This is a genomic window from Enterobacter sp. BNK-22, assembly GCF_048684805.1.
Lineage (GTDB): Bacteria > Pseudomonadota > Gammaproteobacteria > Enterobacterales > Enterobacteriaceae > Enterobacter > Enterobacter quasiroggenkampii.
Window position 1 is genome coordinate 4,324,201 of sequence record NZ_JBLQTT010000001.1, and the last position, 25,368, is coordinate 4,349,568.

Annotated in this window: 24 protein-coding genes and 1 tRNA gene; 14 read left to right on the top strand and 11 right to left on the bottom strand. The window is 56.5% G+C overall.

Annotation, left to right across the window (positions count from 1 at the left end):
* Nucleotides 1–5: 5 nt before the first annotated feature.
* A complete protein-coding gene (pgaA, locus tag ACMGGE_RS20510; RefSeq protein ID WP_420294102.1) occupies nucleotides 6–2,444 on the bottom strand; it encodes a poly-beta-1,6 N-acetyl-D-glucosamine export porin PgaA in 2,439 nt (812 codons plus the stop codon).
* 672 nt (nucleotides 2,445–3,116) lie between these two features.
* On the opposite strand from pgaA, the gene ACMGGE_RS20515 reads away from it, so the two are divergent.
* Nucleotides 3,117–3,644 carry a LuxR C-terminal-related transcriptional regulator gene (locus ACMGGE_RS20515; protein WP_045909946.1) on the top strand — a complete coding sequence of 176 codons (528 nt, stop codon included), beginning with the start codon at nucleotides 3,117–3,119 and terminating at the stop codon, nucleotides 3,642–3,644.
* Nucleotides 3,645–3,926: 282 nt separating this feature from the next.
* On the top strand, nucleotides 3,927–4,253 hold the full coding sequence (locus ACMGGE_RS20520; protein WP_039265473.1) for a hypothetical protein: 327 nt from the start codon (nucleotides 3,927–3,929) through the stop codon (nucleotides 4,251–4,253).
* On the opposite strand, the gene ACMGGE_RS20525 is transcribed toward ACMGGE_RS20520, so the two are convergent.
* The 3 genes from ACMGGE_RS20525 to ACMGGE_RS20535 all read right to left on the bottom strand — a co-directional run bounded on the left by ACMGGE_RS20525 (nucleotide 4,231) and on the right by ACMGGE_RS20535 (nucleotide 6,478).
* On the bottom strand, nucleotides 4,231–5,049 hold the full coding sequence (locus tag ACMGGE_RS20525; protein ID WP_023326053.1) for a DUF4225 domain-containing protein: 819 nt from the start codon (nucleotides 5,047–5,049) through the stop codon (nucleotides 4,231–4,233). The two genes, ACMGGE_RS20520 and ACMGGE_RS20525, sit on opposite strands and share 23 nt — an antisense overlap.
* 544 nt (nucleotides 5,050–5,593) lie before the next feature.
* Nucleotides 5,594–5,669, bottom strand: a tRNA-Phe gene (locus ACMGGE_RS20530).
* Nucleotides 5,670–5,764: 95 nt separating this feature from the next.
* The gene (locus ACMGGE_RS20535) at nucleotides 5,765–6,478 is read right to left on the bottom strand and encodes a DUF554 domain-containing protein (RefSeq protein WP_048224854.1); all 714 of its coding nucleotides are present in this window, start codon (nucleotides 6,476–6,478) and stop codon (nucleotides 5,765–5,767) included.
* A gap of 181 nt (nucleotides 6,479–6,659) precedes the next feature.
* On the opposite strand from ACMGGE_RS20535, the gene ACMGGE_RS20540 reads away from it, so the two are divergent.
* Entirely contained in the window at nucleotides 6,660–8,795 is a 2,136-nt protein-coding gene (locus tag ACMGGE_RS20540; protein WP_420294103.1) for an ornithine decarboxylase, read from the top strand.
* A gap of 88 nt (nucleotides 8,796–8,883) precedes the next feature.
* On the opposite strand, the gene ACMGGE_RS20545 is transcribed toward ACMGGE_RS20540, so the two are convergent.
* On the bottom strand, nucleotides 8,884–9,576 hold the full coding sequence (locus tag ACMGGE_RS20545) for a response regulator (protein WP_045909944.1): 693 nt from the start codon (nucleotides 9,574–9,576) through the stop codon (nucleotides 8,884–8,886).
* Nucleotides 9,566–11,191: an ATP-binding protein gene (locus ACMGGE_RS20550; RefSeq protein ID WP_196346573.1), complete on the bottom strand. Its 1,626-nt coding sequence runs from the start codon at nucleotides 11,189–11,191 to the stop codon at nucleotides 9,566–9,568. Before ACMGGE_RS20550 ends, ACMGGE_RS20545 begins: the two co-directional genes overlap by 11 nt.
* Nucleotides 11,192–11,535: 344 nt before the next feature.
* Here ACMGGE_RS20550 and ACMGGE_RS20555 point away from each other — a divergent pair, with 344 nt between their 5' ends.
* The 8 genes from ACMGGE_RS20555 to citG are packed head-to-tail and all read left to right on the top strand — an operon-like array spanning nucleotide 11,536 to nucleotide 18,847.
* Entirely contained in the window at nucleotides 11,536–12,897 is a 1,362-nt protein-coding gene (locus ACMGGE_RS20555) for a 2-hydroxycarboxylate transporter family protein (protein WP_021242090.1), read from the top strand.
* A 17-nt stretch (nucleotides 12,898–12,914) separates the two neighbouring features.
* Entirely contained in the window at nucleotides 12,915–13,778 is an 864-nt protein-coding gene (locus ACMGGE_RS20560; RefSeq protein WP_045134818.1) for a fumarylacetoacetate hydrolase family protein, read from the top strand.
* Between the two features lie 13 nt (nucleotides 13,779–13,791).
* Nucleotides 13,792–14,814, top strand: a complete 1,023-nt coding sequence (gene citC / locus ACMGGE_RS20565; protein ID WP_420294104.1) for a [citrate (pro-3S)-lyase] ligase — start codon at nucleotides 13,792–13,794, stop codon at nucleotides 14,812–14,814.
* Nucleotides 14,815–14,830: 16 nt separating this feature from the next.
* Nucleotides 14,831–15,124 (top strand): citrate lyase acyl carrier protein, encoded by a 294-nt coding sequence (gene citD / locus ACMGGE_RS20570; protein ID WP_021242087.1) that lies wholly within the window; start codon nucleotides 14,831–14,833, stop codon nucleotides 15,122–15,124.
* Nucleotides 15,121–15,996, top strand: coding sequence for a citrate (pro-3S)-lyase subunit beta (gene citE, locus ACMGGE_RS20575; RefSeq protein WP_023344877.1), 876 nt, complete (start codon nucleotides 15,121–15,123; stop codon nucleotides 15,994–15,996). Before citD ends, citE begins: the two co-directional genes overlap by 4 nt.
* A 10-nt stretch (nucleotides 15,997–16,006) precedes the next feature.
* The gene (gene citF, locus ACMGGE_RS20580) at nucleotides 16,007–17,530 is read left to right on the top strand and encodes a citrate lyase subunit alpha (protein WP_045909940.1); all 1,524 of its coding nucleotides are present in this window, start codon (nucleotides 16,007–16,009) and stop codon (nucleotides 17,528–17,530) included.
* Entirely contained in the window at nucleotides 17,527–18,066 is a 540-nt protein-coding gene (gene citX, locus ACMGGE_RS20585) for a citrate lyase holo-[acyl-carrier protein] synthase (RefSeq protein WP_048224828.1), read from the top strand. Before citF ends, citX begins: the two co-directional genes overlap by 4 nt.
* Nucleotides 18,044–18,847: a triphosphoribosyl-dephospho-CoA synthase CitG gene (gene citG / locus ACMGGE_RS20590; protein WP_126534050.1), complete on the top strand. Its 804-nt coding sequence runs from the start codon at nucleotides 18,044–18,046 to the stop codon at nucleotides 18,845–18,847. The genes citX and citG overlap by 23 nt, the downstream gene beginning before the upstream one ends.
* A gap of 80 nt (nucleotides 18,848–18,927) precedes the next feature.
* On the opposite strand, the gene ACMGGE_RS20595 is transcribed toward citG, so the two are convergent.
* The 4 genes from ACMGGE_RS20595 to mutY all read right to left on the bottom strand — a co-directional run bounded on the left by ACMGGE_RS20595 (nucleotide 18,928) and on the right by mutY (nucleotide 22,954).
* On the bottom strand, nucleotides 18,928–20,184 hold the full coding sequence (locus ACMGGE_RS20595; protein ID WP_008499767.1) for a nucleoside permease: 1,257 nt from the start codon (nucleotides 20,182–20,184) through the stop codon (nucleotides 18,928–18,930).
* Nucleotides 20,185–20,402: 218 nt separating this feature from the next.
* Nucleotides 20,403–21,479 carry a membrane-bound lytic murein transglycosylase MltC gene (mltC, locus tag ACMGGE_RS20600; protein WP_014885201.1) on the bottom strand — a complete coding sequence of 359 codons (1,077 nt, stop codon included), beginning with the start codon at nucleotides 21,477–21,479 and terminating at the stop codon, nucleotides 20,403–20,405.
* 124 nt (nucleotides 21,480–21,603) lie between these two features.
* Nucleotides 21,604–21,876 carry an oxidative damage protection protein gene (locus ACMGGE_RS20605; RefSeq protein ID WP_008499765.1) on the bottom strand — a complete coding sequence of 91 codons (273 nt, stop codon included), beginning with the start codon at nucleotides 21,874–21,876 and terminating at the stop codon, nucleotides 21,604–21,606.
* 25 nt (nucleotides 21,877–21,901) lie between these two features.
* Nucleotides 21,902–22,954 carry an A/G-specific adenine glycosylase gene (mutY, locus tag ACMGGE_RS20610; RefSeq protein ID WP_170226944.1) on the bottom strand — a complete coding sequence of 351 codons (1,053 nt, stop codon included), beginning with the start codon at nucleotides 22,952–22,954 and terminating at the stop codon, nucleotides 21,902–21,904.
* Between the two features lie 144 nt (nucleotides 22,955–23,098).
* On the opposite strand from mutY, the gene trmB reads away from it, so the two are divergent.
* From trmB to ACMGGE_RS20625, 3 genes are read left to right on the top strand one after another with little or no spacing between them, the layout of a single operon-like run.
* On the top strand, nucleotides 23,099–23,818 hold the full coding sequence (trmB, locus tag ACMGGE_RS20615; protein ID WP_048224819.1) for a tRNA (guanosine(46)-N7)-methyltransferase TrmB: 720 nt from the start codon (nucleotides 23,099–23,101) through the stop codon (nucleotides 23,816–23,818).
* The gene (locus ACMGGE_RS20620) at nucleotides 23,818–24,144 is read left to right on the top strand and encodes a YggL family protein (RefSeq protein WP_003862421.1); all 327 of its coding nucleotides are present in this window, start codon (nucleotides 23,818–23,820) and stop codon (nucleotides 24,142–24,144) included. The genes trmB and ACMGGE_RS20620 overlap by 1 nt, the downstream gene beginning before the upstream one ends.
* Nucleotides 24,145–24,200: 56 nt before the next feature.
* Entirely contained in the window at nucleotides 24,201–24,917 is a 717-nt protein-coding gene (locus ACMGGE_RS20625; protein WP_008499762.1) for a DUF2884 domain-containing protein, read from the top strand.
* A gap of 75 nt (nucleotides 24,918–24,992) precedes the next feature.
* Here ACMGGE_RS20625 and ACMGGE_RS20630 read toward each other — a convergent pair whose 3' ends face one another.
* Entirely contained in the window at nucleotides 24,993–25,355 is a 363-nt protein-coding gene (locus tag ACMGGE_RS20630; protein WP_420294105.1) for an endonuclease domain-containing protein, read from the bottom strand.
* Nucleotides 25,356–25,368 lie beyond the last annotated feature (13 nt).

A 25,368-nucleotide genomic window follows, 5' to 3' on the forward strand; every position in this document is an offset into this window, starting at 1 on the left:
CATCCTTAAAAGCGTAAAGTCGCATCAAACGTGACGGAGAGGTTGCTCTCGCGTTTGCCGTCGTAAGGCCGTTTGTCCCAGTTCAGCATCACGCCGGTATCCATGACGTTGTTCCACTGAACGCGTTGTCCGTAACCCAGCAGAGCGATGGCGCCAGCGGACTGATTTTTCTGCCAGTAGCGGCCGCCTCCCGCCACGAACTGCTGGCTCCAGAGGGTGTCGTAATGGCGGAGCATCTCATGGTCAACGGCCAGGGCGGCCGTCACGGAAAGATCCCGTGCCGGGTTGTAATAGAGGGTGTCCCGCAGGCTGTTTTTGCTGGCAGCGATCCCCGGTTCGAGATCCAGCGTCAGGGACGGTGTCTGCCAGAGACGCTCCTTACCCGTGAGGGTGTATTCCTGTCGGCGGTTATGGTCCGAGAAGCGGCTGAGGGCGGCGTTGAACTGATACTCACGACGCTCGTTTTGATACCAGCGCACCCCGCCTTCCCCCCGGTTGGCGCTGATCCCGTTGCGTAACGCCCGCAGGGGCGTGGTGCGCGACAGGCGCTCAAGGCTGCCGCTGACCTGCCAGTTATCGGTGACAAAGTACGTTGTTGAGAGGCGAGCGCCCGGCTTGTTAGCCCCGTGATAGCGGTTGCTGGAGAGCTCGGCTTCGAGCTGGAGATCGCGTGGCCGCCATTCGATACCGCCCAACAGGTGACGGCTGGAGCCTTTGCCTTCATCGAAATTACCCTCTGCATAGCGGGTGCCGGCAAACAGCCGCCAGTTATCCGCTACGGGCGGGCCATAGAGCGTGGCGTCCCAGTTGAGGTCGTGCGTCCCGCTGACGGGGTTATCGGAGTGCAAACCCTTGCTCGCGTTGAGGCGCAGCTCGGACATATGGTGGACGGTACGGAGCCTGTCCAGACGCCTGGCGCTGCGATAGCGCGGCGCGCGGGCGACGACATCGTCGGTCAGTAAATCCATCTGCCGCCACTCCTGCAGATCCATGGCGACGTAAGCCTGCTGCTGCTCAAGCTCCAGATTCGAGGGCTCCAGCGCCTCCGCCATTTTCAGCGTTTGCTCCGCCGCGCGCGGCAGACCCCGCGCCTGAAGCAGCGTGGCGTAGTCAATCTGCAATCCCTGATTGCCCGGCGCCGTTGTCGCCAGACGTCGCGCAAGCTTTTCGGCTTCCGGCAGGGCATTCGTCGCCAGCAAATAGTTAAAACGGAGCGACTGACCGGTAAGCCATCGATCGTTCGGCTGAGGAGTAGGGGAGCCGAAATCGTAACGGGTCCAGGGAACGTTGCGGGTCTGGCGCTCTGCATACCGGCGGGCGGACGGATACTCTCTCGTATCCAGCCAGGCGTAGAAAAGCGCGTGCTCTTCGTCCTGCGGGTCAGATGCGTATTGCGGATAGCGTTGCAGAAGCGCGAAGGCGGCGGCAGCGTTTTTCTCCTGCAGGTATGCGGAGATCACCCAGCCGATTGCCCAGCCCGGTACCGGATGACGGGCTGCCGTCAGATCCTGATATTCGCTGATGACCCGCGGGTAATCGGCATGAGCGTAGAGCGCGCCGAGCCGGTCGATACGCGCAAGGACGATGTCTTCCGCCGCCTGTGGCTCGCCTTGCCAGCGAGACAGCAGCGCGTCGTAACGATTCAGTGCAGATTGCGCAAGTTGCAGGCGCTCTTTTTCTGTTCTGCCTGGCACATCTGCAAGACGAACGCTTTCGGCCGCGGCATTCAGCTCAAGACGACGACGTTCCGCGGGGGACAGCGCCATCTTTTGTGAAAGCAGGAGCGCGGGGGTATTGACCCGGTTATCCGTTAGCGCGTCGATCAGCTCGCGAAGAAGCGCGTGATTTTCTGGCGCGATATCCAGCGCGCGCGTGTCGGCTAAAAGCCGATCCCAGCTTTTTCCCTGGCGTTGCCAGACGTACGCCAGTGTCTGGAGATGCGCCTGCGAGGGATCCTCCGCCACCAGCTGTCGGGCTTCCTGCAGGGCAAGCGTATCTTTACGGGCATCGGCCAGGGTTTTGATATAGCCGATACGATAATCGTCGTTATCCGACTCAAGGCTGCGCGCTTCTTTCCAGAGCGCCAGAGCGGGCTGCCACGCTTTTTGATTTCGCCTGGCCTGTGCGACAGCCGCAATGCCGCGGGCGGGCAGCGGCATATAAATGCTGTAGCGCTGCCAGACCTGAATAACCTCGTCATCATGGCCTGCCCAGGCCGCCACCTGTAACCAGTCCGCAACGTGTTCAGGCGTCAGGGCATGCTGCTGCTGATAACGCTGAAGATAATCGAGAAACGACGTGTAATTACCGTTACGCGCCTGTTGAATCTGTTGCTCATAAACGGATTCCGTAGCCTGAACCAGAACAGGAAAGAGTAATAACAGAAACAATAATGTTGGGGTGCGATAAAAGAATAATGTACTGAAGCTAAGTGATCTTTCCATATCTATTTGCCATTTGTTTTTCATGAATCCATTGCATAACACGGCCGCCTTTAAGCTCAGCGTAAAAGGCCATAAATGAGAACATTAAATCTGAATGCAGTGATGTTACGGGGTACTTACTTAAAGGTAATTATGGATCCTCATCTCAGTAGACTGGATGGGAGGTAATGTACACCTGATATGTTGCCGGATAAATATGCTGAAAAGCGGCTGCGTAGTTTTGAGATAATTCTGTAATGAGCAGCTTTTTGTGTTTATTTTGAATTGAATGCTTAATTGTAATGCATTGAAATATAATGGTTTTATTTTTATTGTGACAGTTTTATATATATTTTTAATGACGCATATCTGCCTCAATTAAAGTACTTTCTGGTGCATGTTTGGGAAGTTTCATGACAAAAATTCTTAATGTTTAGAGAAGTGACTTTTCTGCGATTGTTTTTTATTTATAATTAATGGCAGCCATTGAATGATAGTCTATAGGAAGTCTTACTCATCAATGTGTGTATTGAGGGATGTCTAAAGCCAGAATACATTTATCGTTAATATAACAGCGCTATAAAACGAAGGCGGTCTTCTTTTCGCAGGATCGTTCTTGCTTTAATCTAAAAGGGATGGTTAGTGGCAACTTCAATAGTGTTAGTGACTCAGGATCGCTACCTTGTCAGGGGCATGCGGATATTTTTTCCGGATATTATCCTGCTCGATTCGATTGACAGAAACATATTTGATAACGGTGCAGATGAATATTCTGTATTGATTGATAGTCGTTGTCCGCTCCGTTTATATGATTACCTGATACGCCATCCGGCCAGAACGAGAAAAACGATCTGCTGCGTTATGCTTGATATGCGCCACCGCGAGGAGAATCTGCTCAGTATGAAGCTGTTTATGAATACGTCGCTGACGGCGCCGGACATGGCCTCGCTGTTTAATCTGGTGCTCAATATGAAGGGCAGGCGCCTGACCACGAAGTGGCTGCTGAATTTACGGCTGAGCACGCATGAAACGATCATGTTGCGGTTGCTGAGGGCAGGGATGTCAATGGAGGAAATTGCAGGCGAGCTGAATACGTCGGTGAAAAGTCTCTATCGCAAACGGACGGCGCTCTCGGAACGGCTAGGGGCGGAGAACTTTAATGAGGCGTGTTTGTTTATCTTCAAAAACAAACTGCTGGGCACTGGTGGGAACGATCCCTAGGTTGGGGAGAGAACAAAAGCATAATTGCGGGCGGTATTCTGAGGTTTGAGAACGCTGGATGAGGACAACTTCCTGGCCTTGGGTTTGGATTTACTCTGGCTCAAAACGACACAAGGACGTTGTCATGGACACGATTGAAGAGTCTGGTCACCGCCACTGTAAGATATCTTCAACTATTTGATATAAATATAAATTTGACAAATATCGACAGGTAGCGATTTATCCGTCAAATTCAGTTAAACTTCGTCACATGTTTCAGTGAGTTATGGGACGGTTAGTAGAATGACCAGCGAAGAAGCACTTTTAAAATCAGGTTTTAGTAAACGAGATCTTCAAAAGCTAAAAAACAATATCGAGAATTACGGTGGTTCGTTTGATAGCGTAACTCATGATCTGGCCAATCGTTTTAAGGCAATGAAGTGGATAACTATTATTGCCTTTATCATACTGGCTTTAACTCTTTTACTTGCATCCAGGGATACAAGTCTGACACTTGCGCTCACGTTATTGATTGTACTACCTTTTATCTGGTATATAACGCCAGCAAAACTTGGCTACAAATCCTGGCGTTACCGTAAAATGCTGACTAATTCTGAGACGGGTCGCTGACGGACAACAGATCAAAAATAATCTTAGCTTTCACGCCGTAACCCGCTATTTTCATTGTAAGCTGCGGGCGGCTCAATGTGCTCACCTTTCGGTAATAGTCTGTGGGTAGATAACGAAACAGTCGCCAGGTACCAGGTCGCCGTAACAAGCCAAAAATGGTATACGCATTAGCGGCCAGTGAGATTGATTTGTAGACACCTAAACCATTCTCACGACTAAAGCCCATAAACTCAGCTGTAGACATCGCGGCATTCGCGACCAGCCCTTCACTGGTAGTGTTGTTCGTTGCGTAGCGAGCCACTTCTTTACTGATGCTGTTTGCCCCGTCAGTAACCAGAATCGCACCAGCAAGAACTCCGAGAGGGGTCATCGTGCCAATCAGTGTAAATCCTGCGGCTATTTCAGCACCGGCCAGGACAACGCTAACTGCCGAGATAACATACCCAACAATTTTGTTATTCTCTCGGATGAACTCGACTTTCGCGTAAAGCTTCGCTGCCTTCGTTCGTAATAAACGAGCTTGTTCCAGGAGGTTATAGTTTTCTTCTCGAAGTATTTTAACGCAGTCCATGCATTCTTTATCTGATTTAGCCTGACGAGCTAGCGTAAACTGTTGTTCTATGAGGTCCCGAATTTCCTGAATGAACTTCATTCGAGTCAGACCATCGCTGAGATGAAAAGCCGACAGAGTGTTGGCTGTATTTACCAGTTTCCTGGCTTCCATATTCACCATCGTTTCCGCCCAGGCTTTATTTCTTCCACCTGATTGCATCATGTTAAGCAATGCTGCATCCATTGTAATTCCTCTCAATTGCTTTACCGGCGTCTGTTTAGACTGATAAACGGCTCCCTCTGACTGCCATGCGTGCCAACGCATGCACAATATAGTAGCAATGTGGTTACGGGGTCTGAAGCAGAAGTCGCTTTTTGCAGCTACACACCTCGGCCTACTAGACGGCTTTCACCGGGCATCACCGAAAGTATCAGGCCAGATTTTTGCTCAATGGCATCAATGAGAAGCCCGTTCTCGCTTGAGTGGCCGCTGTAGTAGGGAAAGGGCAACACCAGCGGAAAGCCAGCCGTTTTTGTCGGGAATTTCACCATCAATCAGGCCGGATGTGCAGCACGACTGGACGTTTTCGGAGGCCCTGGGCAATCCGGCATGTGTCCACTGTATAGTAGGTGCCGTTTCGGTCTTTGGTAGGCTTTATCATAATGCCCATTTTGTACCACCGGGAAGCGGGGCCGGAGGAAAGATAAGAGGGGTAACTACTGATAAACCAACAAGTTGTTGACTCAGAAAGCAAAAACCCGCCACGAGGGCGGGTTTTCTGAAGAAGTGGTGCCCGGACTCGGAATCGAACCAAGGACACGGGGATTTTCAATCCCCTGCTCTACCGACTGAGCTATCCGGGCAACGGGGCGCATTAAACCCGATCTGCCCGGTGGCGTCAACGAAAAATGTTGTTTTCGTTACGGACTGCGCAATCTCTCACCATTTCGCCGCATCCTTAAGCGAAAAAGTGCGTCCAGAGTGCGGAGAGCGGCATGGCGAGCAGCAGTGCGGGCAGCATGTTCACCACGGCAAACATCTTGATCCCACAGATGCGCAGCCCGGTAGCCAGCAGCAGCAGGCCGCCGACGGCGGTAAAGTCTGCCATCATCGCCGGCGTAGTGAGCGGGAGAATTAACGTGGCGCAGGTAGCCAGTGCCAGCTGGATCAGCAGCATCGGGACGCAAATCGCCGCCACGGCAATGCCGAGCGTGGTGGCAAAAATAGTGGCGGTGAAGAAATCAAGAAACGCTTTTGCAATCAAAATGCTCGGGTCGCCCGTCATCCCTTCCTGCATCGAACCGAAAATCCCGGTGCCGCTGGCGCAAAACAGAATAATGATGGCGACATAGTTCTGAATAAACGTCTCGTGCGTGCCGTGTTTCGCCTTGCCCGGTCGGGCTATCAGGTTTTTGGCTTTGCTCACCGCGCTGTTAATGCCTTTTTCCAGATAGCAAAATTCGCCAATCAGCGCGCCGAGCAGGGTGGCCAACACCATCACCGGCAGGTTGGCGCATTTGACCACCAACAGAATACCGATCCCTAACGATGCCAGGCCGAATATTGAGGGCATGGAGGTGCGAATACGCTCCGGCAGCCGCTGGCTTAGCACTGCGCCGAGTGCGCCGCCCAGCAATACGGCTCCTGCGTTGATAAATGGCCCGATAACCAAAGTTAACTCCTGTTATTTAATCATTGATATTGCATTATTATGGCACGTCAGCGCTGCGCGGGCCTTAGCTTTGGGTGGTTTCGTGCATACTGATTCCTTCTTGCACCTCAAAATAAAAGGTGACATTATTGCGCGAATTTTCTCCTCCCTGTCTCACCGTTCGGTGAGGGTAATTGCGCTTATGAAAACCATGAAAATCGCCGTCAGCCGCGAGCTGCTCTCAACGGTGTCTACGCATCGCGAAAAGGTGACGCTGGACAGCACGGATTTCACCGATGTGGCAGCCGTCGTCATGACGACGACAGAGAGTCGCAGCGGCATCCTTGCATTGCTGAAACGCACGGGCTTTCATTTACCGGTGTTTATTTTCTCGCAGGAGCCAACGGAGGTACCTGACGGCGCCACCGCGGTCATCTCGGGTAAAGCTCAGGAGTTTCTGGAACTGGAAACTGCTGCCAGCCGTTACGAAGAGAACCTGCTGCCGCCGTTTTTTGACACCCTGAGCCAGTATGTGGAGATGGGCAACAGCACTTTCGCCTGTCCAGGACACCAGCACGGCGCCTTTTTCAAAAAACATCCGGCAGGGCGGCAGTTCTATGATTTCTTCGGTGAGAACGTATTTCGCGCCGACATGTGCAATGCCGACGTGAAGCTGGGCGATCTGCTGATCCACGAAGGGTCCGCCAAGCATGCGCAAAAATTCGCGGCGAAAGTGTTCAACGCGGATAAAACCTACTTCGTGCTGAACGGGACGTCGGCGGCCAACAAGGTGGTGACCAACGCGCTGCTCACCCGCGGTGATCTGGTGCTGTTCGACCGCAACAACCATAAATCTAACCACCACGGGGCGCTGATCCAGGCGGGTGCCACGCCGGTTTATCTGGAGGCCGCACGTAACCCGTTTGGCTTTATTGGCGGGATTGACGACCACTGCTTTGATGACGCGTATCTGCGGGATCTGATCCGCGAGACGGCGCCGGAGAAAGCCGACGAGGCGCGTCCGTTCCGCCTGGCGATCATTCAGCTAGGCACCTACGACGGGACGATCTACAACGCCCGTCAGGTGATCGACAAGATCGGCCATCTGTGCGACTACATCCTCTTTGACTCCGCCTGGGTGGGCTACGAGCAATTTATTCCGATGATGGCGGAAACATCCCCGCTGTTGCTGGAGCTGAACGAGAACGATCCTGGGATTTTCGTGACCCAGTCGGTGCACAAACAACAGGCCGGATTCTCGCAAACCTCGCAGATCCATAAAAAGGATAACCACATTCGTGGTCAGGCGCGTTTCTGCCCGCACAAGCGGCTGAACAACGCCTTTATGCTGCATGCCTCCACCAGCCCGTTTTACCCGCTATTTGCGGCACTTGATGTCAACGCGAAAATACATGAAGGGGAGAGCGGACGCAGGCTGTGGGCGGAGTGCGTCGAGCTGGGCATTGAGGCGCGCAAGGCGATCATCGCCAACTGCCATATGATTAAACCGTTTATCCCACCGGTGGTGGCGGGGCGGCCGTGGCAGGATCATCCGACGCACGCCATTGCCAGCGAGCTGCGCTTCTTCAGCTTCGAGCCGGGGGCCAACTGGCACGGGTTTGAGGGCTATGCGAGCGAGCAGTACTTTGTCGACCCGTGCAAGCTGCTGCTGACCACGCCGGGCATCGATGCCGAGACGGGGGAGTACACCGATTTCGGGATCCCGGCGACGATTCTGGCGCACTACCTGCGTGAAAACGGCATCGTGCCGGAGAAATGCGACCTTAACTCGATTCTGTTCCTGCTGACGCCTGCTGAAAGCAGCGAGAAGCTGGCGCAGCTGGTGGCGATGCTGGGGCAGTTTGAACAGCATATTGAAGACGATACGCCGCTGGCGGACGTGCTGCCGACGATCTTCCAGAAATACCCGGTGCGCTACCGGGATTATACCCTCCGCCAGCTGTGCCAGGAGATGCACGATCTCTACGTCAGCTTTGAAGTGAAGGATTTGCAGAAGGCAATGTTCCGCAAGGAGAGCCTGCCTGAGGTGGTGATGAACCCGCAGGATGCCAATCAGGCGTATATTCGCGGAGACGTGGAGCTGGTTCGCATCCGGGATGCCGAAGGGCGAATTGCGGCCGAAGGCGCGCTGCCCTATCCGCCGGGCGTACTGTGCGTGGTCCCGGGTGAAGTCTGGGGCGGGGCGGTACAGCGTTACTTCCTGGCACTGGAGGAGGGCATCAACCTGCTGCCGGGCTTCTCGCCGGAGCTGCAGGGCGTTTACAGCGAGAAGGATGCCGACGGGATTAAGCGGCTGTATGGATATGTGTTGAAGTAGACTCTCCCCCGAACGTAGGCCGGGTAAGCGTCAGCGTCACCCGGCGACTTGCCCGGTGGCGCAAGCTTACCGGGCCTACAATAAAGCTTCAGGCTTCTGCGCGGCGGTACATCCTCCTCGGATGCCCAATCTTGCCGTACAGCATCTCCACGCTGAGAAACCCCGTCTCCACGCAGTGCTCCAGATAGCGACGGGTGGTGGTTTTACTCAACCCCGTCTCGCTTACCACTTCATCCACGGTAAAGCAGTGCGTTGCCTTGTCGTTAAACAGCGACTGCACCCGCGCCAGCGTGTTTTCCTCAATACCCTTGCTGCCGTTGTCCTGGCGGTAGTTTTTCGCCTGAAGCTGATACAGCGAATCCACGTTCTGCTGGTCGACAATCTTCCAGACCCGCTGTTGTTCGGCAAACTGCACGAAGCGCTCCAGCGACTGGCTGAGCCGCTTCCAGGAGACGGGCTTGAGGATGTAGTCGAACGCGCCGTTGCGGATCGCCTGGCTGCAGGTGTCCATATCGCTGGCGGCAGTGATAAAAATTACCGAGCAGTTGGCGCGGGCCAGCATGGGGTTATTGATCAGTGAGATCCCTTTGCCGTCCGGCAGATAATTATCCAGCAGCACCAGCTGCGGCTGTTTGTTTGCAAGCTCTGCCTGGGCCGCAGCCAGCGACGAGGCAATGCCCACCAGCCTCAGACGCGGATGTTTGCCTATCAGCTCCGCGTGCAGTTGCGCCAGTTCGTTCTCGTCTTCAACAATCAGTACGTCGATAAGTTCATGTTGCATAGTCGGTGTCTTCCAGTTGCCGGGCGGTTCCCGTGGCCGGGATAAACAGGGAGAAAATGGCGCCGCGCGGCGTATTATCGGCAACTTCTATCGCGCCGCCAGCCTGTGTGACATAGCTTTCGATCAGATACAGACCAATCCCATGATCGCCGCGAGTTTTGGTGGTGATGCCGCGCTCAAAGATCCGGTCACGGATCTCCGGCTTGATGCCCACGCCCTGGTCGGCCACTTCAATGATCAGCTCCTGTTCGCTGAGCTTTATCAGCACCTCCACCGGCGCGTGGGGAAGCGGCGACCGCTGTGTCGCTTCGATGGCGTTATCCAGCAGGTTGCCAATAATCGAAATCAGCTCTTGCTCCCCCAGCGGCAGGAACGGTCTGTCCAGACGACAGGCCGGGTCGAAACTCAGTTCGACGCCTTTCTCCCGCGCGCGGGCGGCTTTGCCCAGCAGCAGGCCGCACAGGGTCGGGGAGCTAAAGCGCGAAGAGATAAAGTCCAGCAGTTCCTGGGCGTGTTCAGACTGCGCCTGAATGTAGCCAATCGCCTCCTCATAGCGGCCCATGTGCAGCAGGCCGGAGAGGGTGGTCATCCGGTTTAGCTGCTCATGACGCATTATGCGGAGGTTATCGACATAGCGTTTGACCTGGCTAAGCTGGGCACTCAGCGAGTCGATCTCGTTGCGATCGCGGAAGGTGATCACCCAGCCCTGCAGCGATCCCTCAAGCATGATGTGGACCCGGCTGGCAATCACCGTGAGATCGTTAAAACGGCAAATCTCATCATGGGTATCTTTCGCCAGCATCGTCTGCGTGTCGAAGAACGGGACCGGATCGATCACCTGGCTTATCAGCTGCCCGCGCAGCTCACGGGCCGGCTGGCTCAGCCCCAGCAGCTTGCGCGCCGCCTGGTTGATGACTTCAATACGCCTTTGATCGTCAATGGCAATTACGCCTTCATAAATAGACTCCATCAACGCCTTCTGCTGGCGCACCAGCAGGCCGATCTCGCGCGGCTCGAGGGAGAAGATCTGCTTCTTAATACTGCGGGTAAAGAACCAGGAGAAGATAAAGAGAGCAATCAGCAGCAGCACCGCGGCAATCAGGATATTGACCACTTTACTGACGGTAATGGTGTCCAGGTAGCTGGTGAGATAGCCGACCGAAACAATGCCGACCACCTGTCCGGCAGCGTTGAAGATGGGGGCCTTACTGCGCAGCGAAATACCCAACCCGCCTTTGCGGATGGTGGTGGTGCTTTTACCCTGCAATACGGCTTCGTTGTCACCGCCTACCAGCGTGGTGCCCACTCTGTCGGCGAAGACGGAGTGAAAAAGATGCTGGCCCTTATTATCGCCAATCACAATAAAGCTGGCGTCACTGTGCGCAGAAATCTTCTGCATAAAATCATGGATGGCGATGATATTCTTTTGTTCAACTTCATGTCGCAATGTTGGAATAAGCGCAATCTCTTCAGCCTGTATTTTGGCGCGCGTGCTCATTTCCTGATAAAGCTGTTTCCCGACGTCGGCATAATAATATCCGCCCAGTAACGCAAAAAGCACTGAGAAAAAGGCAACCAGCGAAATAAACAGCTTTATCTGGAAAGAGACTTTCATAACTCTCACGCAAGGTAGCGACAAAGAACGCCAATATATCATCTTTTTTCGCGCGGACGTCCGCTTTGCCGAAAACTTGTGATCCCTTGCACAGCGGGCGTTGTAAAAGCATCATCCCAAAGACGGGTGGCCTCTGGCTGCACGAATAAATGTTATTTGTTTGTTCAATTCAGAAAAGAAACCATAAAAACCACGACAATAAATAAGGCATAAATCACATTAAATAAAAGAAACCATTAAAACCATAGCTGCCATTAAAACTTCACTTTTAATATGTCATTCCTCACATAAAGTAAGCCTTTGTGACTCTAAGCTGAACGCACAAAATAACCAAGGGGCTTATTATGAGCACAACTGACGATTCTTTCTCTGTTACCCACGACCCGATTGAAATTCAGCGACCTTCGCTTAAAGAGCGCTGGTGGCATATTATGGATACCTGGAAAATCGGGATTATTCCTCTGCCGCTGTTCGTTCTGGCGGGGGCACTGATCGCGATTGATTGCCTGGGCGGAAAACTGCCGAGCGATATCGTGGTGATGGTGGCGACGCTGGCCTTCTTCGGCTTTGCCTGCGGCGAGTTTGGTAAACGCCTGCCGATTGTCGGCAAGCTCGGCGCGGCGGCGATTTGCGCCACCTTTATCCCTTCCGCGCTGGTCTATTATGGCCTGCTGCCGGACGTGGTGGTCGAGTCCACCACCAAGTTCTACAAATCCACCAACATCCTCTACCTCTATATCTGCTGCATTATTGTCGGCAGCATCATGAGCATGAATCGCACGGTGCTGATTCAGGGCTTCCTGCGCATCTTCTTCCCGATGCTGTGTGGCGAAATCGTCGGCATGCTGGTGGGGATGGGCGTCGGCCTGGCGCTGGGTCTTGAGCCATTCCAGATCTTCTTCTTTATCATCCTGCCAATCATGGCGGGCGGCGTTGGGGAAGGGGCGATCCCGCTTTCCATCGGCTATGCCACCCTGTTGCACATGGACCAGGGCGTGGCGCTCGGTCGCGTGCTGCCGATGGTCATGCTCGGCGGTCTGACGGCGATCATCATCTCCGGCTGCCTGAACCAGCTTGGTAAACGCTACCCGCATCTGACCGGTGAAGGCCAACTGATGCCTAACCGCGCCAATGCCGATGCCACCGTCTCTCAGCCTGCATTCTCCGGCAAAGCGGACGTGACCACGATCGCCTCCGGCGCGCTGCTGGCGGTGCTGCTCTACATGCTGGGCATGCTCGGCCACAAGCTGATTGGCCTGCCTGCGCCGGTCGGCATGCTGTTTATGGCGGTGCTGGTGAAGCTCTGCAATGGCGCCTCTCCGCGCCTGCTGGAAGGCTCGCAGGTGGTGTACAAATTCTTCCAGACCTCTGTGACCTACCCGATTCTCTTTGCCGTTGGCGTAGCCATCACCCCATGGCATGAACTGGTGGCCGCCTTCACGCTGACCAACCTGCTGGTGATTATCAGCACCGTCTCCGCGCTGGTGGCGACCGGGTTCTTCGTCGGCAAAAAGATTGGCATGCACCCGATTGATGTCGCCATCGTCTCCTGCTGCCAGAGCGGCCAGGGCGGTACCGGCGACGTGGCGATCCTGACCGCAGGCAACCGCATGAGCCTGATGCCGTTCGCCCAGATTGCTACCCGTATCGGCGGGGCGATTAACGTCTCCATCTCTCTGCTGATTCTGGGCAACTTCCTCGTTTAAGTTTTCAGGAAAGAACAATGAAACTCGCAAGCTTTTTATACCAGGGAAAACGCAGCTACGGCATCGTGCAGGCCGACGGCGTGATTGATTTAGGCCGCCGTCTGGGCGACCGCTACAGCGACCTCAAGGCGCTGCTGCAGGGCAACGGGCTGGCGCAGGCCACCCGCTACCTGAACGATGCCGTGGACGTGCCGATGAGCGCCATCACCTTCTTACCGGTGATTGAGCAGCCGGAAAAAATCCTCTGCGTGGGCATGAACTACGCCGATAAGCGCAAGGAGTTTGACCAGCACAACCCGGCCCCGACGCTGTTTGTCCGCTTCCCGGACTCACAGACCGGCCACAACGAGCCGGTGCTGAAGCCGCGCCACTCCAGCGAATTCGACTACGAAGGCGAGCTGGCGGTGATCATCGGTAAAGGCGGGGAGAACATCAGCCGCGACGACGCCCTGCGCCACGTGGCGGGCTACAGCTGCTACATGGACGGCTCCGCCCGCGACTGGCAGCACACCTGGTTCACCGCCGGTAAAAACTGGCGTCAGACCGGCGCGTTTGGTCCGTGGATGGCGACGGCGGATGAGATCCCCGATCCGCACCAACTGGCGATTCGCACCTGGCTGAACGGCCGCATGGTGCAGGAAGACAACACCAGCAGCATGATCCACAAGGTTGCGGAGCTCATCGAGTACATCAGCACCTTCACCCGCTTAAGTCCTGGCGATGTGATCATCACCGGATCCCCTGGTGGGGTGGGTAAAAAGCGTAACCCGCCGCTGTTTATGAAAGAGGGCGATCGCATTGAGGTGGAGATTGAGCATATCGGTCATCTGAGCAACGTGATCGTGGAAGCGCCAGCCGTCGGGCTTGCGGCAGCACATTAAGTAAGGCGGCAATATGCACTCGCAACCCATCGATTTTCGCCACACGCTGGTGGCGAAACATCCGGAACGCTTAAGTCAGATCCGTTATCTGCTGGCAGACAGCGGCCTTGGCCTGGACAACGACATCACGCTGTTCGTCGAAGCCTGGTCCGGCTCGCAGCTGGTGGGTTGCGCAGGGCTTGCCGCCAACGTCATCAAGTGCGTGGCGGTTAACGAGCAGCTTCGCGGCGAGAACCTCAGCGCGCGGCTGCTGGCAGAGGTGGAACATGCGGCGCTGGAGCGCGGCCATTTTCACCTCTTCCTCTGCACCCGTCCGTGCAACCGGGAGCGTTTTGCCCGCAGCGGCTTCTGGCCGATTGCCCAGAGCGGGAACAACGCCGTGCTGATGGAGAACACCCCGCAGGGGATCGCGCGCTACTGCCGTTCTCTGCGCGCGAACCGCAAGTGCGGGGAGAAGATTGGCGCCATCGTGATGAACGCCAATCCGTTCACCCTCGGCCACCGCCATCTGGTGGAGCAGGCGGCGGCGCAGTGCGACGCCCTGCACCTGTTCGTGGTGCGTGAAGACGCCTCGTTCTTCCCGTTCAGCGCGCGGCTCGAGATGGTGCGCGCGGGCGTGGCGCATCTGCCGAACGTGGTGGTGCATGAAGGCTCGCAGTACATCATCTCTCGCGCCACGTTTCCGGCCTACTTCCTGAAGGAGACCGGCAAAGTGCAGCAGGCGTGGAGCGAGATTGACGTGCTGATCTTCCGGGACTTTATCGCCCCGGCGCTCGGCATTACGCACCGCTTCATCGGTTCGGAGCCGTTCTGCGATATCACCCGCCAGTACAACCAGACGCTGCACGACCTGCTGGCCTCGCATATCGAGGTGGTGGAAATGCCGCGCATCAAGGCCACCGGCAACGCCATATCGGCGTCCGAAGTGCGCCGATTACTGAAGACACAGCAGTTTTCCCGGATCCGGGAGATTGTCCCGGACTCCACCTTCGCGCATCTCGAAATGCATTACCGTGCGAGTGCGGAAGTCGCTTAACTACCAGGAATTTATCATGAAAATTGTAAGGGAGGCGCTGGCCGGAACGCAGGAGTCCAGCGACCTGATGGTGAAAATCGCGCCCGCTCACGGCGAGCTGGAGATCGTCATCCACAGCGAAGTGATTAAGCAGTTTGGCGAGCACATTCGCCAGGTGGTCAACGACACATTGCGCGCCATGAACGTGCACCAGGGATTAATCATTATTGAAGACAAAGGGGCGCTGGACTGTGTGATCCGCGCCCGCCTGCAAAGCGCGCTGATGCGTGCCGCCGATGAACAGGCCATCAACTGGGGGGCGCTGAAATGAGCAAACTCCGCCGCAGCATGCTGTTCCTGCCGGGCGCCAACGCCGCCATGCTCTCCACCGCCTTTATCTATCGTCCCGACTCCATCATGTTTGACCTGGAGGACGCCGTTGCCCTACGCGAGAAGGATACCGCGCGCATGCTGGTGTTCCACGCGCTGCAGCATCCGATGTATCAGGATATCGAAACCGTGGTGCGCATTAACCCGCTGAGCACGCCGTTTGGCCTGCTGGATCTGGAAGCCGCCGTGCGGGCAGGCGTGGATGTGATTCGTCTGCCGAAAACCGATACCCCGGACGACATCTACGAGCTGGAGGGCCACCTCGAGCGCATCGAGCAGGCGTGCGGCCGCGAGATCGGCTCCACCCGCGTGATGGCGGCGATTGAGTCGGCTATTGGCGTCATCAACGCCGTGGCGATTGCCCGCAGCTCTCCGCGCCTCATCGGCATTGCGCTGGCCGCCTTTGACTACGTGATGGACATGCAGACCGAGCGCGGCGACGGCACCGAGCTGTTCTACGCCCGCTGCGCCGTGCTGCACGCCGCACGCGCGGCGGGTATCGACGCCTTCGACGTGGTGTGGTCAGACGTTAACGACGAGGCCGGGTTCCTGCGCGAGGTCGATTTGATCCGCAAGATGGGCTTCAACGGCAAATCGCTGATTAATCCGCGCCAGATTGACCTGCTGCACAACGCCTACGCCCCGACGCAGGAAGAGGTGGATCACGCCAGAAGGGTGATTGAGGCAGCAGAAGAGGGCGAGCGTAACGGCCTGGGCGTGGTGTCGCTTAACGGCAAAATGGTGGATGCACCGATTATTAACCACGCGCAGGTGGTGCTGGAGCGCGCGGCGGCCTCCGGCGTGCGTCGGTAAGGATAAGACAATGAATCAGACAGAACTTCTTCATGTGAATTTTCCCCATCTGCGGGACTTAAAACCCTTTGATACCGCCCACAGCACCACGCCGTGGCTGGCGGACAGCGATGCGAAGCACAGCCGCAAGCTCTGCGCCTCTGTTGAAGAGGCGGTTAAACGCTGCGGCCTGCAGGACGGGATGACCATCTCCTTCCACCATGCGTTTCGCGAAGGCGACCGGGTGATCAACACCGTCGTGGCGCTGCTGGCGCGGATGGGCTTCAAAAACCTGACGCTGGCCTCCAGCTCGCTGATGACCTGCAACGACGCGCTGATCGAGCATATCGAAAGCGGCGTCATCACCCGGATTTACACCTCCGGCATGCGTGGCAGGCTGGCGGACGCCATCTCCCACGGGCTGATGGACGAGCCGGTGCAAATTCACTCCCACGGCGGGCGCGTGAAGCTGCTCCAGGACGGCGAGCTGAATATCGACGTGGCATTTCTCGGCGTGCCGTGCAGCGATGAGTTTGGCAACGCCAACGGCACGCACGGCAAATCGTGCTGCGGTTCCCTGGGCTACGCCATGGTGGACGCGCACTTTGCCCGCAAGGTGGTGCTGCTGACTGAAGAACTGGTGCCGTTCCCGAATATGCCCGCCAGCCTGGTGCAGGACCAGGTGGACTACATCGTGCAGGTTGAGAGCGTGGGCGACCCGGCGAAAATCAGCGTCGGCGCGGCGCGCGTCACCAGCAACCCGCGTGAGCTGATGATCGCCCGCTATGCGGCGGACGTGATCGAGCATTCCGGCTACTTCAAACCGGGCTTCTCGATGCAGACCGGCTCCGGCGCGGCGGCCACGGCCTGCACCCGCTTTATGGAAGAGAAGATGGAGCGCAGCGGCGTGAAGGCGCGCTTTGCGCTCGGCGGCATCACCGGCAGCCTGGTGGATCTGCACGAGAAGGGGCTCATCGAAAAGCTGCTCGATACCCAGTGCTTTGACGGTCAGGCGGCGGCCTCGCTGGCGCGCAACCCGAACCACGTGGAGATCTCCACTAACGTTTACGCCAACCCCGGCAGCAAGGCGGCAAGCTGCGATCAGCTCGACGTGGTGATCCTCAGCGCCCTGGAAATCGACGTCGAGTTCAACGTCAACGTCATCACCGGATCCGACGGCGTGATGCGCGGCGCGTCCGGCGGGCACTGCGACGTGGCCGCCGCGGCGAACCTGACCATCGTCGTTGCCCCTCTGCTGCGCAGCCGCATTCCGACGGTCGTGAAGCGGGTTACCACGCGCCTCACGCCGGGCGAAAGCATCGACGTGCTGGTTACCGATCACGGCATCGCGGTCAACCCGGCGCGCCCGGAAATCCGCGAGCGGCTGCTGGAAGCCGGGCTGAAGGTTGTGGATATCAACGCGCTGTACGAGCGAGCGATCTCCCTGACCGGCGTCCCGAAACCGATTGAGTTTACCGACAAAATCGTCGGGGTGATCCGCTACCGCGACGGTAGCGTGATCGACACCGTGCGACAGGTGAAGGAGGAAGTATGACTTTAGCGACACCCGTGCGGGCGGGTGTCAGCCTTGACGAACTGCTGGCGGCGAAAGAGCGCCGCGCAGCGCGCCAGGCTGACATGCTTGAGCACTATCAACAACCGGTGATTTCCCTCACGCTGGTCACGCCAGGGGAAATCAAGGACAGCCTGCGCTATCGCAATACCATGGGCGTAGCGCTGCAGATGTGCGACCAGCTGCTGTGGGAAAACCGCTGGCAGGTGCTGGACCGTCAGGTGCTGTGGCTCCCGACCGGACCTGAAGCCCTCTGGTGCGTGGCCCATCCGGCGGTGGAAATCAAAGCGCACTGTGCGGAGCTGGAGCAGACGCACCCGCTCGGCAGGCTGTGGGATCTGGACGTGATTTGCCCTCAGCACGGCCACGTCGGGCGTCAGTCGCTGGGGGCGAATCTCAGGCGCTGCCTGATCTGCGACGCGCCCGCCCACGCCTGTTCCCGTTCGCGTAACCACCCCGTTGAGCAGGTGGTTTCCCGCGTGGAGAAGACGATCGATGACTGGTTTGCTCGCGACTAAACCGCGCCCGGCTGACGTGCCCGCGCTTGCCGAAGCGGCGCTGTGGCAGGAGCTGGAGCTGACGCCCAAGCCGGGGCTGGTGGACAGGCTCAACAACGGTTCCCATCGCGATATGGACCACGCGCTGTTTGTCCGCAGCATCGTGGCAATTACGCCGTGGTTTTCGCGCTTTGCCGAGCTGGGCAGCGCGCATGCGGATAAACCCGCTGGCGAACAGCTACGCCTTCTCCGCCCGATGGGGCTGGCCTGCGAGCAGGCCATGTATGCCGCGACGAACGGGGTGAACACCCACAAAGGCGGGATTTTTGCCCTGGGTTTACTGTGCTTCGCCGCCGGGCGTGTGAAAAATATCTCCGCAGAGAGCCTCTGTTGTGAGGTGAGTAACATCTGCCGCGAGCTGGTGTCGCGGGAGCTGGCCGCACGCAGCGGACAGGCGACGGCGGGCGAGCGACAGTTCCAGCAGTACGGCTTAACCGGCGCGCGCGGTGAGGCGGAGAGCGGCTTTGCGACGGTGCGTAAGGCGCTGGCGCAGTGGAATGGACATTCACTTCACGGCCTGCTGTTACGCCTGATGGCCGTCAATCAGGACAGCAATCTGGTATCTCGCGGCGGCATGGAAGGGCTGCGCTACGTTCAGGGCTACGCGCGGGAACTGCTGGCTAACGGCTGGGACCGCGAGGCGTTGATCAGAATGGATAACGCACTGATTGAACGGAACCTGAGCCCGGGCGGCAGCGCGGATTTACTGTCGGTGGGGTGGGTGCTGTCTGGAATAAAATAGCCGGGTGGCGGCTTCGCCTTACCCGGCCTACGGTCTGGTTTTGTAGGCCCGGTAAGCGTTAGCGCCACCGGGCATAACAATCAATGCGCGATCGGCTGCGCACCGTGTGGTTCACGTACGTGCTTGTACTTGAACAGCGCGATGAACGCGAAGAACAGCACCAGCGAGTACGCCGCGAAGATCAGCCACACCGGCTGCCAGTTGGTGATGCCGTTGGTGGTGTACATCTCAACCACTTTACCGCTCACCACGCCGCCCAGAATACAGCCGAAGCCGTTGGTCATCATCAGGAACATACCCTGCGCGCTGGCGCGGATTTCAGGCTTCACTTCTTTTTCCACAAACACCGAACCGGAGATGTTGAAGAAGTCGAAGGCGCAGCCGTAAACAATCATCGACAGCACCAGCAGCACGGTGCCGAACGGGCTTGGGTCGCCGTAGGCGAACAGACCGAAGCGCAACATCCATGCCGCGATACTGATCAGCATGACGTTCTTGATGCCGTAGCGGCTCAGGAAGAACGGGATGGTCAGGATGAACAGCGTCTCAGAGATCTGAGAGATGGACATCATCACCGACGCATGTTCAACGATAAAGCTGCCGGAGAAGAGCGGATTGTTATCGAAGCTGTGCAGGAAGGTGTTGCCGAACATGTTGGTGATCTGCAGCTCCGCGCCCAGCAGCATGGAGAAGATAAAGAAGATCGCCATGCGTTTGTTTTTGAACAGCGCGAAGGCATCCAGGCCGAGCATGGTGCTCCAGCTCTGGTTTTTCTGCTGGTTAGACACCGGAATGGTTGGCAGCGTCAGGGTGAAGATCGCCAGCAGCACGGAGAGCGCCGCACCGATATAGAGCTGCATATGGCTCAGTTCGAAGCCCGCGAAGCTCACGCCCCACATCGCCATGATAAAGCCGATGGTGCCCCAGATACGGATTGGCGGGAAATCGGTCACGATATCCATATCCGCAGACTTCAGGCGGTAGTAGGAGATGGTGTTGATCAGCCCAAGCGTTGGCATATAGGCCAGCGAGTTAAGCAGGATCACCATGAACATTGCCCCCGGCGTGGTCACCTGAGCCGCCATAAACAGCGTCCCCGCGCCCACCAGATGGCAAAGCATGTACAGCCATTTGGCGCTTAGCCATTTATCCGCCACGATCCCCAGCAGCGTCGGCATGAAGACCGCCGCAATACCGAGCGAGCTGTATACGGCACCGATTGACGCACCATCGAACTTGAGCGTCACAAACATATAGGAGCCGAGTGTAGTCAGCCAGCTACCCCACAGGCAGAACTGCAGAAACGACAATATTTTAAGCTGCAGCTTAAGGTTCATGTTACTTTCCTCACAAGTGAGCGGGAGATATGTTGTTATAGGAACATTCAGGGTTGTTATTTGATGCAATTCTATCAGTTGGCAACGATATGTTTTGTTACCTCCCGCAAAAAAATGCAATCCACATTAATTTGCAGTTTGGATTGTGATGCAAATAACATTTTCGTATGGGTGGGGGGAAGCAGAACACCTTCTCCTTGCAGGAGAAGGTGTGCCGATCACCGACGACGATAGTTTTTCTGCGCCGTATTCACCTTATACAGGTACCGGCGGGATTCCGCAGACGGGTGGCGGGTGGTGAGGGTGGAGTAAACATCCCCCGGCGCCATGCTGTTGATGATGTTCGCGGCCTGCACTTTGTCATTCGAGAAGACGCGCAGCACGCTGCCCGCGCCGCCGTTATAGGCGGTGATCACCGCATAGCGACGCGACGTTGGGTTATCGATGCCGCCGAGATACACATTGTTCAGCATCGCCAGATAGGCGGTACCGGTATCAATGTTGCTCTGCGGGTCGAACAGATAGCTGCGGCTCGGCGTGCCGGATTTCCCCTGCGCGCGGAAGACGTCTTTACCGGCGCTGTGCTGCACCACCTGCATCAGCCCCAGGGCGTCGGAACGGCTTACCGCATACGGGTTAAACGAGGATTCGGTCTGCATAATCGCCAGGATCAGCGACTCATCCACGCCGTATTTACGCGAGGCCTGACGCACCATGCCCAGATACTTATGCGCACGCTTGTCGAGGTGGTTCGGGACGAGGTTGATGGTGACGCTATAGATGATCTTCAGACCGTTAGAGCGGCTCTTCAGGCGCGTTTGCAGCAGGTAGTCGGCAAATTTCGTGGCGCGACCTTCCCAGCGGATCGGCTGGCCGGTCTGATCGACGACCTGACCGTACAGGAACGGCTCTTTCGAGATGGTGATATCGTCGGCATCGGAGTAGAGATCGATAGAGCCCGGATCGTCACCCATCAGCAGGGTTTTGATAATGGCCTGACGGAGTCGAGCCGCAGGGTCTGTGCCTGCGATGGTCTCAATCGTGATCGTCCCCTCATCAAAGTTGATGTGGCTACGGGTCAGATAGGCGTCGGTGTACTTAACGTAGTCCTTAGGTCCGGCAATAAGAACTTCGTTAAATCCCCATATATTCTCGATGTTATGGGCAAACTGCCCCATCAAAATGTCAAAACCGTTGGTGTCCTTGATCCAGGCCTCGTTGTAATCATCGCCTTTTTTTGACGAACACGAGACCAGCAACGGCGCAACAAGGGCTAGCGCTAAAAGTTTTTTCATCATTCCGGGAGTGCGTGTTGTGTTTGCCTGGTCGTTGCTGTTGCCCGGCGGCGCTATGCTTGCACGGGCCTACGGTTTTGTAGGCCGGGTAAGCGTAGCGCCACCCGGCAACAGCCGCTCGATATTATTTTTCCGGTGGCGTATAGCCTTCGATGTGCACGTCTTTACCTTCGAACAGGAAGCTCACCATCTCCTGCTCCAGCAGCTTGCGGTGTTCAGGGTTCATCATGCTGAGTTTCTTCTCGTTGATCAGCATGGTCTGCTTTTTCTGCCACTGTCCCCAGGCTTCTTTGGAGATTTCATTGTAGATGCGTTTACCCAACTCGCCCGGATAAAGCTGGAAATCCTGGCCTTCAGCGTCACGCTGCAGGAAAGTACAAAAAATCGTTCTGGCCATACTCACTCCTCTTTTTTGACCGATGCTAAACCATTGCACCGGCACGTAATTGCTGTAACAGGCGCTCCACGGGAGCCGCCAGCCCGACTGATGGCGGTTGCGCTAAGTTATACCAGAGAGCGGTGCCTTCATCCATGCACGAGGCGAAGGAGGACACGGGAAGCCACATCGGCACAATATCCAGATGGAAATGGCTGAAGGTGTGGCGAAACGCGGTCAGCTGCGTCAGGTTATCGGCAGCAATTCCACGCTGTTTAAGCCATTCACGCAGCAAGTCTTCATCTTCAAACTGTGGGAAGCAGTATAGACCACCCCACAGACCGCTCGGCGGACGCTGGGCCAGGAAGACTTCGTCACCGTGCTGCATCAGCAGCATGTAGCCGGTGCGCTCCGGCAGCGTCTGTTTGGGTTTCTTGCCCGGATACTGCGCCCAGGAATGGTTGGCATACGCCACGCACAGGTTGTTCACCGGGCAGAGCTCACACTTTGGTTTTGAGCGCGTGCAGACCATCGCGCCAAGATCCATCATCGCCTGGTTAAAACGCTCGACGCCGTTGGCCGGGGTAACCGCTTCACTGATTTCCCACAGGCGTTTTTCAACGTCCTTCTTCCCCGGCCAGCCGTCAACGGCATAGCAGCGTGCCAGCACGCGCTTTACGTTGCCGTCGAGGATCGGGAAATGCTTGCCTAAAGACAGGGAGAGAATAGCGCCTGCGGTTGAGCGTCCCACGCCGGGGAGATCGGCCACCTCGTCGAAGGTTTCCGGGAATTTCCCGTTGTGGCGCGTCGCAACCTGCTGAGCGGCCTTGTGAAGGTTACGCGCGCGGGCGTAATAGCCAAGACCGGTCCACAGGTGCAGCACCTCGTCCAGCGGGGCGTTGGCCAGATCGGTCACCGTCGGGAAGCGCGCCATAAAACGCTCGAAGTAAGGGATTACCGTGGCGACCTGCGTTTGTTGCAACATCACCTCGGAGAGCCATACTTTGTAAGGCGTTTTTTCAATTTGCCAGGGCAGGGTTTTGCGCCCGTATTTGTCGTACCAGTCCAGCACCTGGGCTGAAAATTGAGAGGCTTGCATGGTCATCGATTCGCATAATCAGGGACGCAGATTGCAGCACAGCGTCAATCTGCTGTAAACCGGATCTTTCCCATGCTTGCATAGAAGCCTTAACTTTGGATAATGCCCGTTTCCCGAACATTCTCACAAGCAGACAACTCTTTTATGAAAAACGACGTCATTTCACCGGAATTTGATGAAAACGGTCGCCCGCTGCGCCGAATTCGCAGCTTTGTCCGTCGTCAGGGCCGCCTGACAAAAGGTCAGCAACACGCGCTGGACAACTACTGGCCGGTGATGGGCGTTGAGTTCAGCGAGCAGCCTCTGGATTTTGCCGAGCTGTTTGGTCGCGACGCGCCGATCACGCTGGAAATTGGCTTCGGTATGGGCGCCTCACTGGTGACCATGGCGAAAGCGCGCCCGGAGCAGAACTTCCTCGGTATCGAAGTCCACTCCCCGGGCGTTGGTGCGTGTCTGGCAACGGCCCATGAAGAGGGCGTTGAGAACCTGCGCGTGATGTGTCACGACGCGGTGGAAGTGCTGCACAAAATGATTCCTGACAATTCTTTAACCATGGTTCAGCTCTTTTTCCCTGACCCGTGGCACAAAGCGCGTCATAATAAACGCCGTATCGTTCAGGCGCCGTTTGCCGAGCTGGTTAAAAGCAAGCTGAAGCTGGGCGGTGTCTTCCATATGGCGACCGACTGGGAACCGTATGCGGAACATATGCTGGAAGTGATGTCGTCGCTGGACGGTTACAAAAACCAGTCTGCGAGCAACGACTATGTACCGCGTCCGGAATCGCGTCCGGTAACGAAATTTGAACAGCGTGGCCATCGTCTTGGTCACGGTGTATGGGACTTAATGTTCGAGAGGGTGAAATAATGGCAAAGAATCGTAGCCGTCGTCTGCGTAAAAAGATGCACATCGAAGAATTCCAGGAAGTGGGCTTCTCCGTTGCGTGGCGTTTCCCGGAAGGCACCAGCGTTGAGCAGATCGATCAGGACGTGGATGCGTTCATCAACGAGGTGATCGAGCCAAACAAACTGGCCTTCGACGGTAGCGGCTATCTGGCCTGGGAAGGTCTGATCTGCACCCAGGAAGTGGGTAAATGCACCGAAGAACATCAGGCTCTGGTCCGTAAATGGCTTGAAGACCACAAGCTCGAAGATGTCCGCGTCAGCGAACTTTTCGACGTTTGGTGGGACTAATTAAGCAGTAAGGGGCCAGCATTAGCTGGCCCGTTTTGTCTGAGGGAGTGTTTAAGATGCGCAAAACGTTGCTGGCTGTTGCTTTAATGGCAACCGGATTCACCGCCCATGCGGATTATCAATGTAGCGTCACCCCGCGTGATGACGTGGTGTTAAGCCCGCAAACCGTGCAGGTCAAAGGCGAGAACGGCAATCTGGTGATTACGCCAGAAGGGAACGTCACCTATAACGGCAAGCAGTACAACCTGACTGCCGCACAGCGTGAGCAGGCGAAAGACTACCAGTCCGAATTGCGTACCGCGCTGCCGTGGATTAATGAAGGTGCCCTGACGCGCGTCGAAAAGAGCCGCGTGGCGCTGGATAAGATCATCACCAAAGAGGTGGGGGAGAGCAGTAACATGCGCACCCGCCTGACGAAGCTGGACAAGCAGCTTAAAGAACAGATGAACCGCATTATTGAGACGCGCTCCGACGGCCTGACGTTCCACTACAAGGCGATTGATCAGGTCCGTGCCGACGGGCAGCAGCTAGTGAACCAGGCGATGGGCGGCATCCTGCAGGACAGCATCAACGAGATGGGTGCCAAAGCGGTGCTGAAAGGCGGCGGTAACCCGCTGCAGGGCGTGCTGGGCAGTCTGGGCGGCCTGCAAACCTCCATTCAGAACGAGTGGAAAAACCAGGAAGATGATTTCCAGCAGTTCGGCAAAGACGTGTGTAAACGCGTGGTGTCGCTGGAAGACAGCCGGAAGGCGCTGGTGGGGACGCTGAAGTAAGGTCTCTGCGCGCTGGGCCCCTCACCCTAACCCTCTCCCCAAAGGGGCGAGGGGATGATTTGCTCCCTCTCTCTTTCAGGGAGAGGGCCGGGGTGAGGGTTGCAGCATTTGCAGTGTCTCAAGGATCTTTTCCAACACAGCCTCTTCATTATTCCAAAGTTCGTTGTTCCAGAATCGAATAACGTGCCAGCCCTTTTGGTTTAACCACAACGTCTTTTGACGATCGTATTCCTGATTTTCATTATGCTGTCCGCCATCCAGCTCAACTGCCAGACGTGCTTCGCAGCAGGCGAAATCCAGTATGTAGTTTCCTACCGGATGCTGTCGGCGAAATTTATAATTTTCGAAACGGCGGCTGCGCAGTAGATACCAAAGCCGCCTTTCTTCCGTTGTCAGCTCGCGTCTGAGCTGTTTTGCATATGAACGCGTAATTTCCATCCCCACACTCTGC

What these genes read in the sequence shown, in the direction of transcription:
- pgaA (WP_420294102.1), bottom strand. Translation starts at nt 2,444, where the DNA reads ATGGAAAGATCACTTAGCTTCAGTACATTATTCTTTTATCGCACCCCA.
- ACMGGE_RS20515 (WP_045909946.1), top strand. Translation starts at nt 3,117, where the DNA reads ATGCGGATATTTTTTCCGGATATTATCCTGCTCGATTCGATTGACAGA.
- ACMGGE_RS20520 (WP_039265473.1), top strand. Translation starts at nt 3,927, where the DNA reads ATGACCAGCGAAGAAGCACTTTTAAAATCAGGTTTTAGTAAACGAGAT.
- ACMGGE_RS20525 (WP_023326053.1), bottom strand. Translation starts at nt 5,049, where the DNA reads ATGGATGCAGCATTGCTTAACATGATGCAATCAGGTGGAAGAAATAAA.
- ACMGGE_RS20540 (WP_420294103.1), top strand. Translation starts at nt 6,660, where the DNA reads ATGAAAACCATGAAAATCGCCGTCAGCCGCGAGCTGCTCTCAACGGTG.
- ACMGGE_RS20545 (WP_045909944.1), bottom strand. Translation starts at nt 9,576, where the DNA reads ATGCAACATGAACTTATCGACGTACTGATTGTTGAAGACGAGAACGAA.
- ACMGGE_RS20550 (WP_196346573.1), bottom strand. Translation starts at nt 11,191, where the DNA reads ATGAAAGTCTCTTTCCAGATAAAGCTGTTTATTTCGCTGGTTGCCTTT.
- ACMGGE_RS20555 (WP_021242090.1), top strand. Translation starts at nt 11,536, where the DNA reads ATGAGCACAACTGACGATTCTTTCTCTGTTACCCACGACCCGATTGAA.
- ACMGGE_RS20560 (WP_045134818.1), top strand. Translation starts at nt 12,915, where the DNA reads ATGAAACTCGCAAGCTTTTTATACCAGGGAAAACGCAGCTACGGCATC.
- citC (WP_420294104.1), top strand. Translation starts at nt 13,792, where the DNA reads ATGCACTCGCAACCCATCGATTTTCGCCACACGCTGGTGGCGAAACAT.
- citD (WP_021242087.1), top strand. Translation starts at nt 14,831, where the DNA reads ATGAAAATTGTAAGGGAGGCGCTGGCCGGAACGCAGGAGTCCAGCGAC.
- citE (WP_023344877.1), top strand. Translation starts at nt 15,121, where the DNA reads ATGAGCAAACTCCGCCGCAGCATGCTGTTCCTGCCGGGCGCCAACGCC.
- citF (WP_045909940.1), top strand. Translation starts at nt 16,007, where the DNA reads ATGAATCAGACAGAACTTCTTCATGTGAATTTTCCCCATCTGCGGGAC.
- citX (WP_048224828.1), top strand. Translation starts at nt 17,527, where the DNA reads ATGACTTTAGCGACACCCGTGCGGGCGGGTGTCAGCCTTGACGAACTG.
- citG (WP_126534050.1), top strand. Translation starts at nt 18,044, where the DNA reads ATGACTGGTTTGCTCGCGACTAAACCGCGCCCGGCTGACGTGCCCGCG.
- ACMGGE_RS20595 (WP_008499767.1), bottom strand. Translation starts at nt 20,184, where the DNA reads ATGAACCTTAAGCTGCAGCTTAAAATATTGTCGTTTCTGCAGTTCTGC.
- mltC (WP_014885201.1), bottom strand. Translation starts at nt 21,479, where the DNA reads ATGAAAAAACTTTTAGCGCTAGCCCTTGTTGCGCCGTTGCTGGTCTCG.
- ACMGGE_RS20605 (WP_008499765.1), bottom strand. Translation starts at nt 21,876, where the DNA reads ATGGCCAGAACGATTTTTTGTACTTTCCTGCAGCGTGACGCTGAAGGC.
- mutY (WP_170226944.1), bottom strand. Translation starts at nt 22,954, where the DNA reads ATGCAAGCCTCTCAATTTTCAGCCCAGGTGCTGGACTGGTACGACAAA.
- trmB (WP_048224819.1), top strand. Translation starts at nt 23,099, where the DNA reads ATGAAAAACGACGTCATTTCACCGGAATTTGATGAAAACGGTCGCCCG.
- ACMGGE_RS20620 (WP_003862421.1), top strand. Translation starts at nt 23,818, where the DNA reads ATGGCAAAGAATCGTAGCCGTCGTCTGCGTAAAAAGATGCACATCGAA.
- ACMGGE_RS20625 (WP_008499762.1), top strand. Translation starts at nt 24,201, where the DNA reads ATGCGCAAAACGTTGCTGGCTGTTGCTTTAATGGCAACCGGATTCACC.
- ACMGGE_RS20630 (WP_420294105.1), bottom strand. Translation starts at nt 25,355, where the DNA reads ATGGAAATTACGCGTTCATATGCAAAACAGCTCAGACGCGAGCTGACA.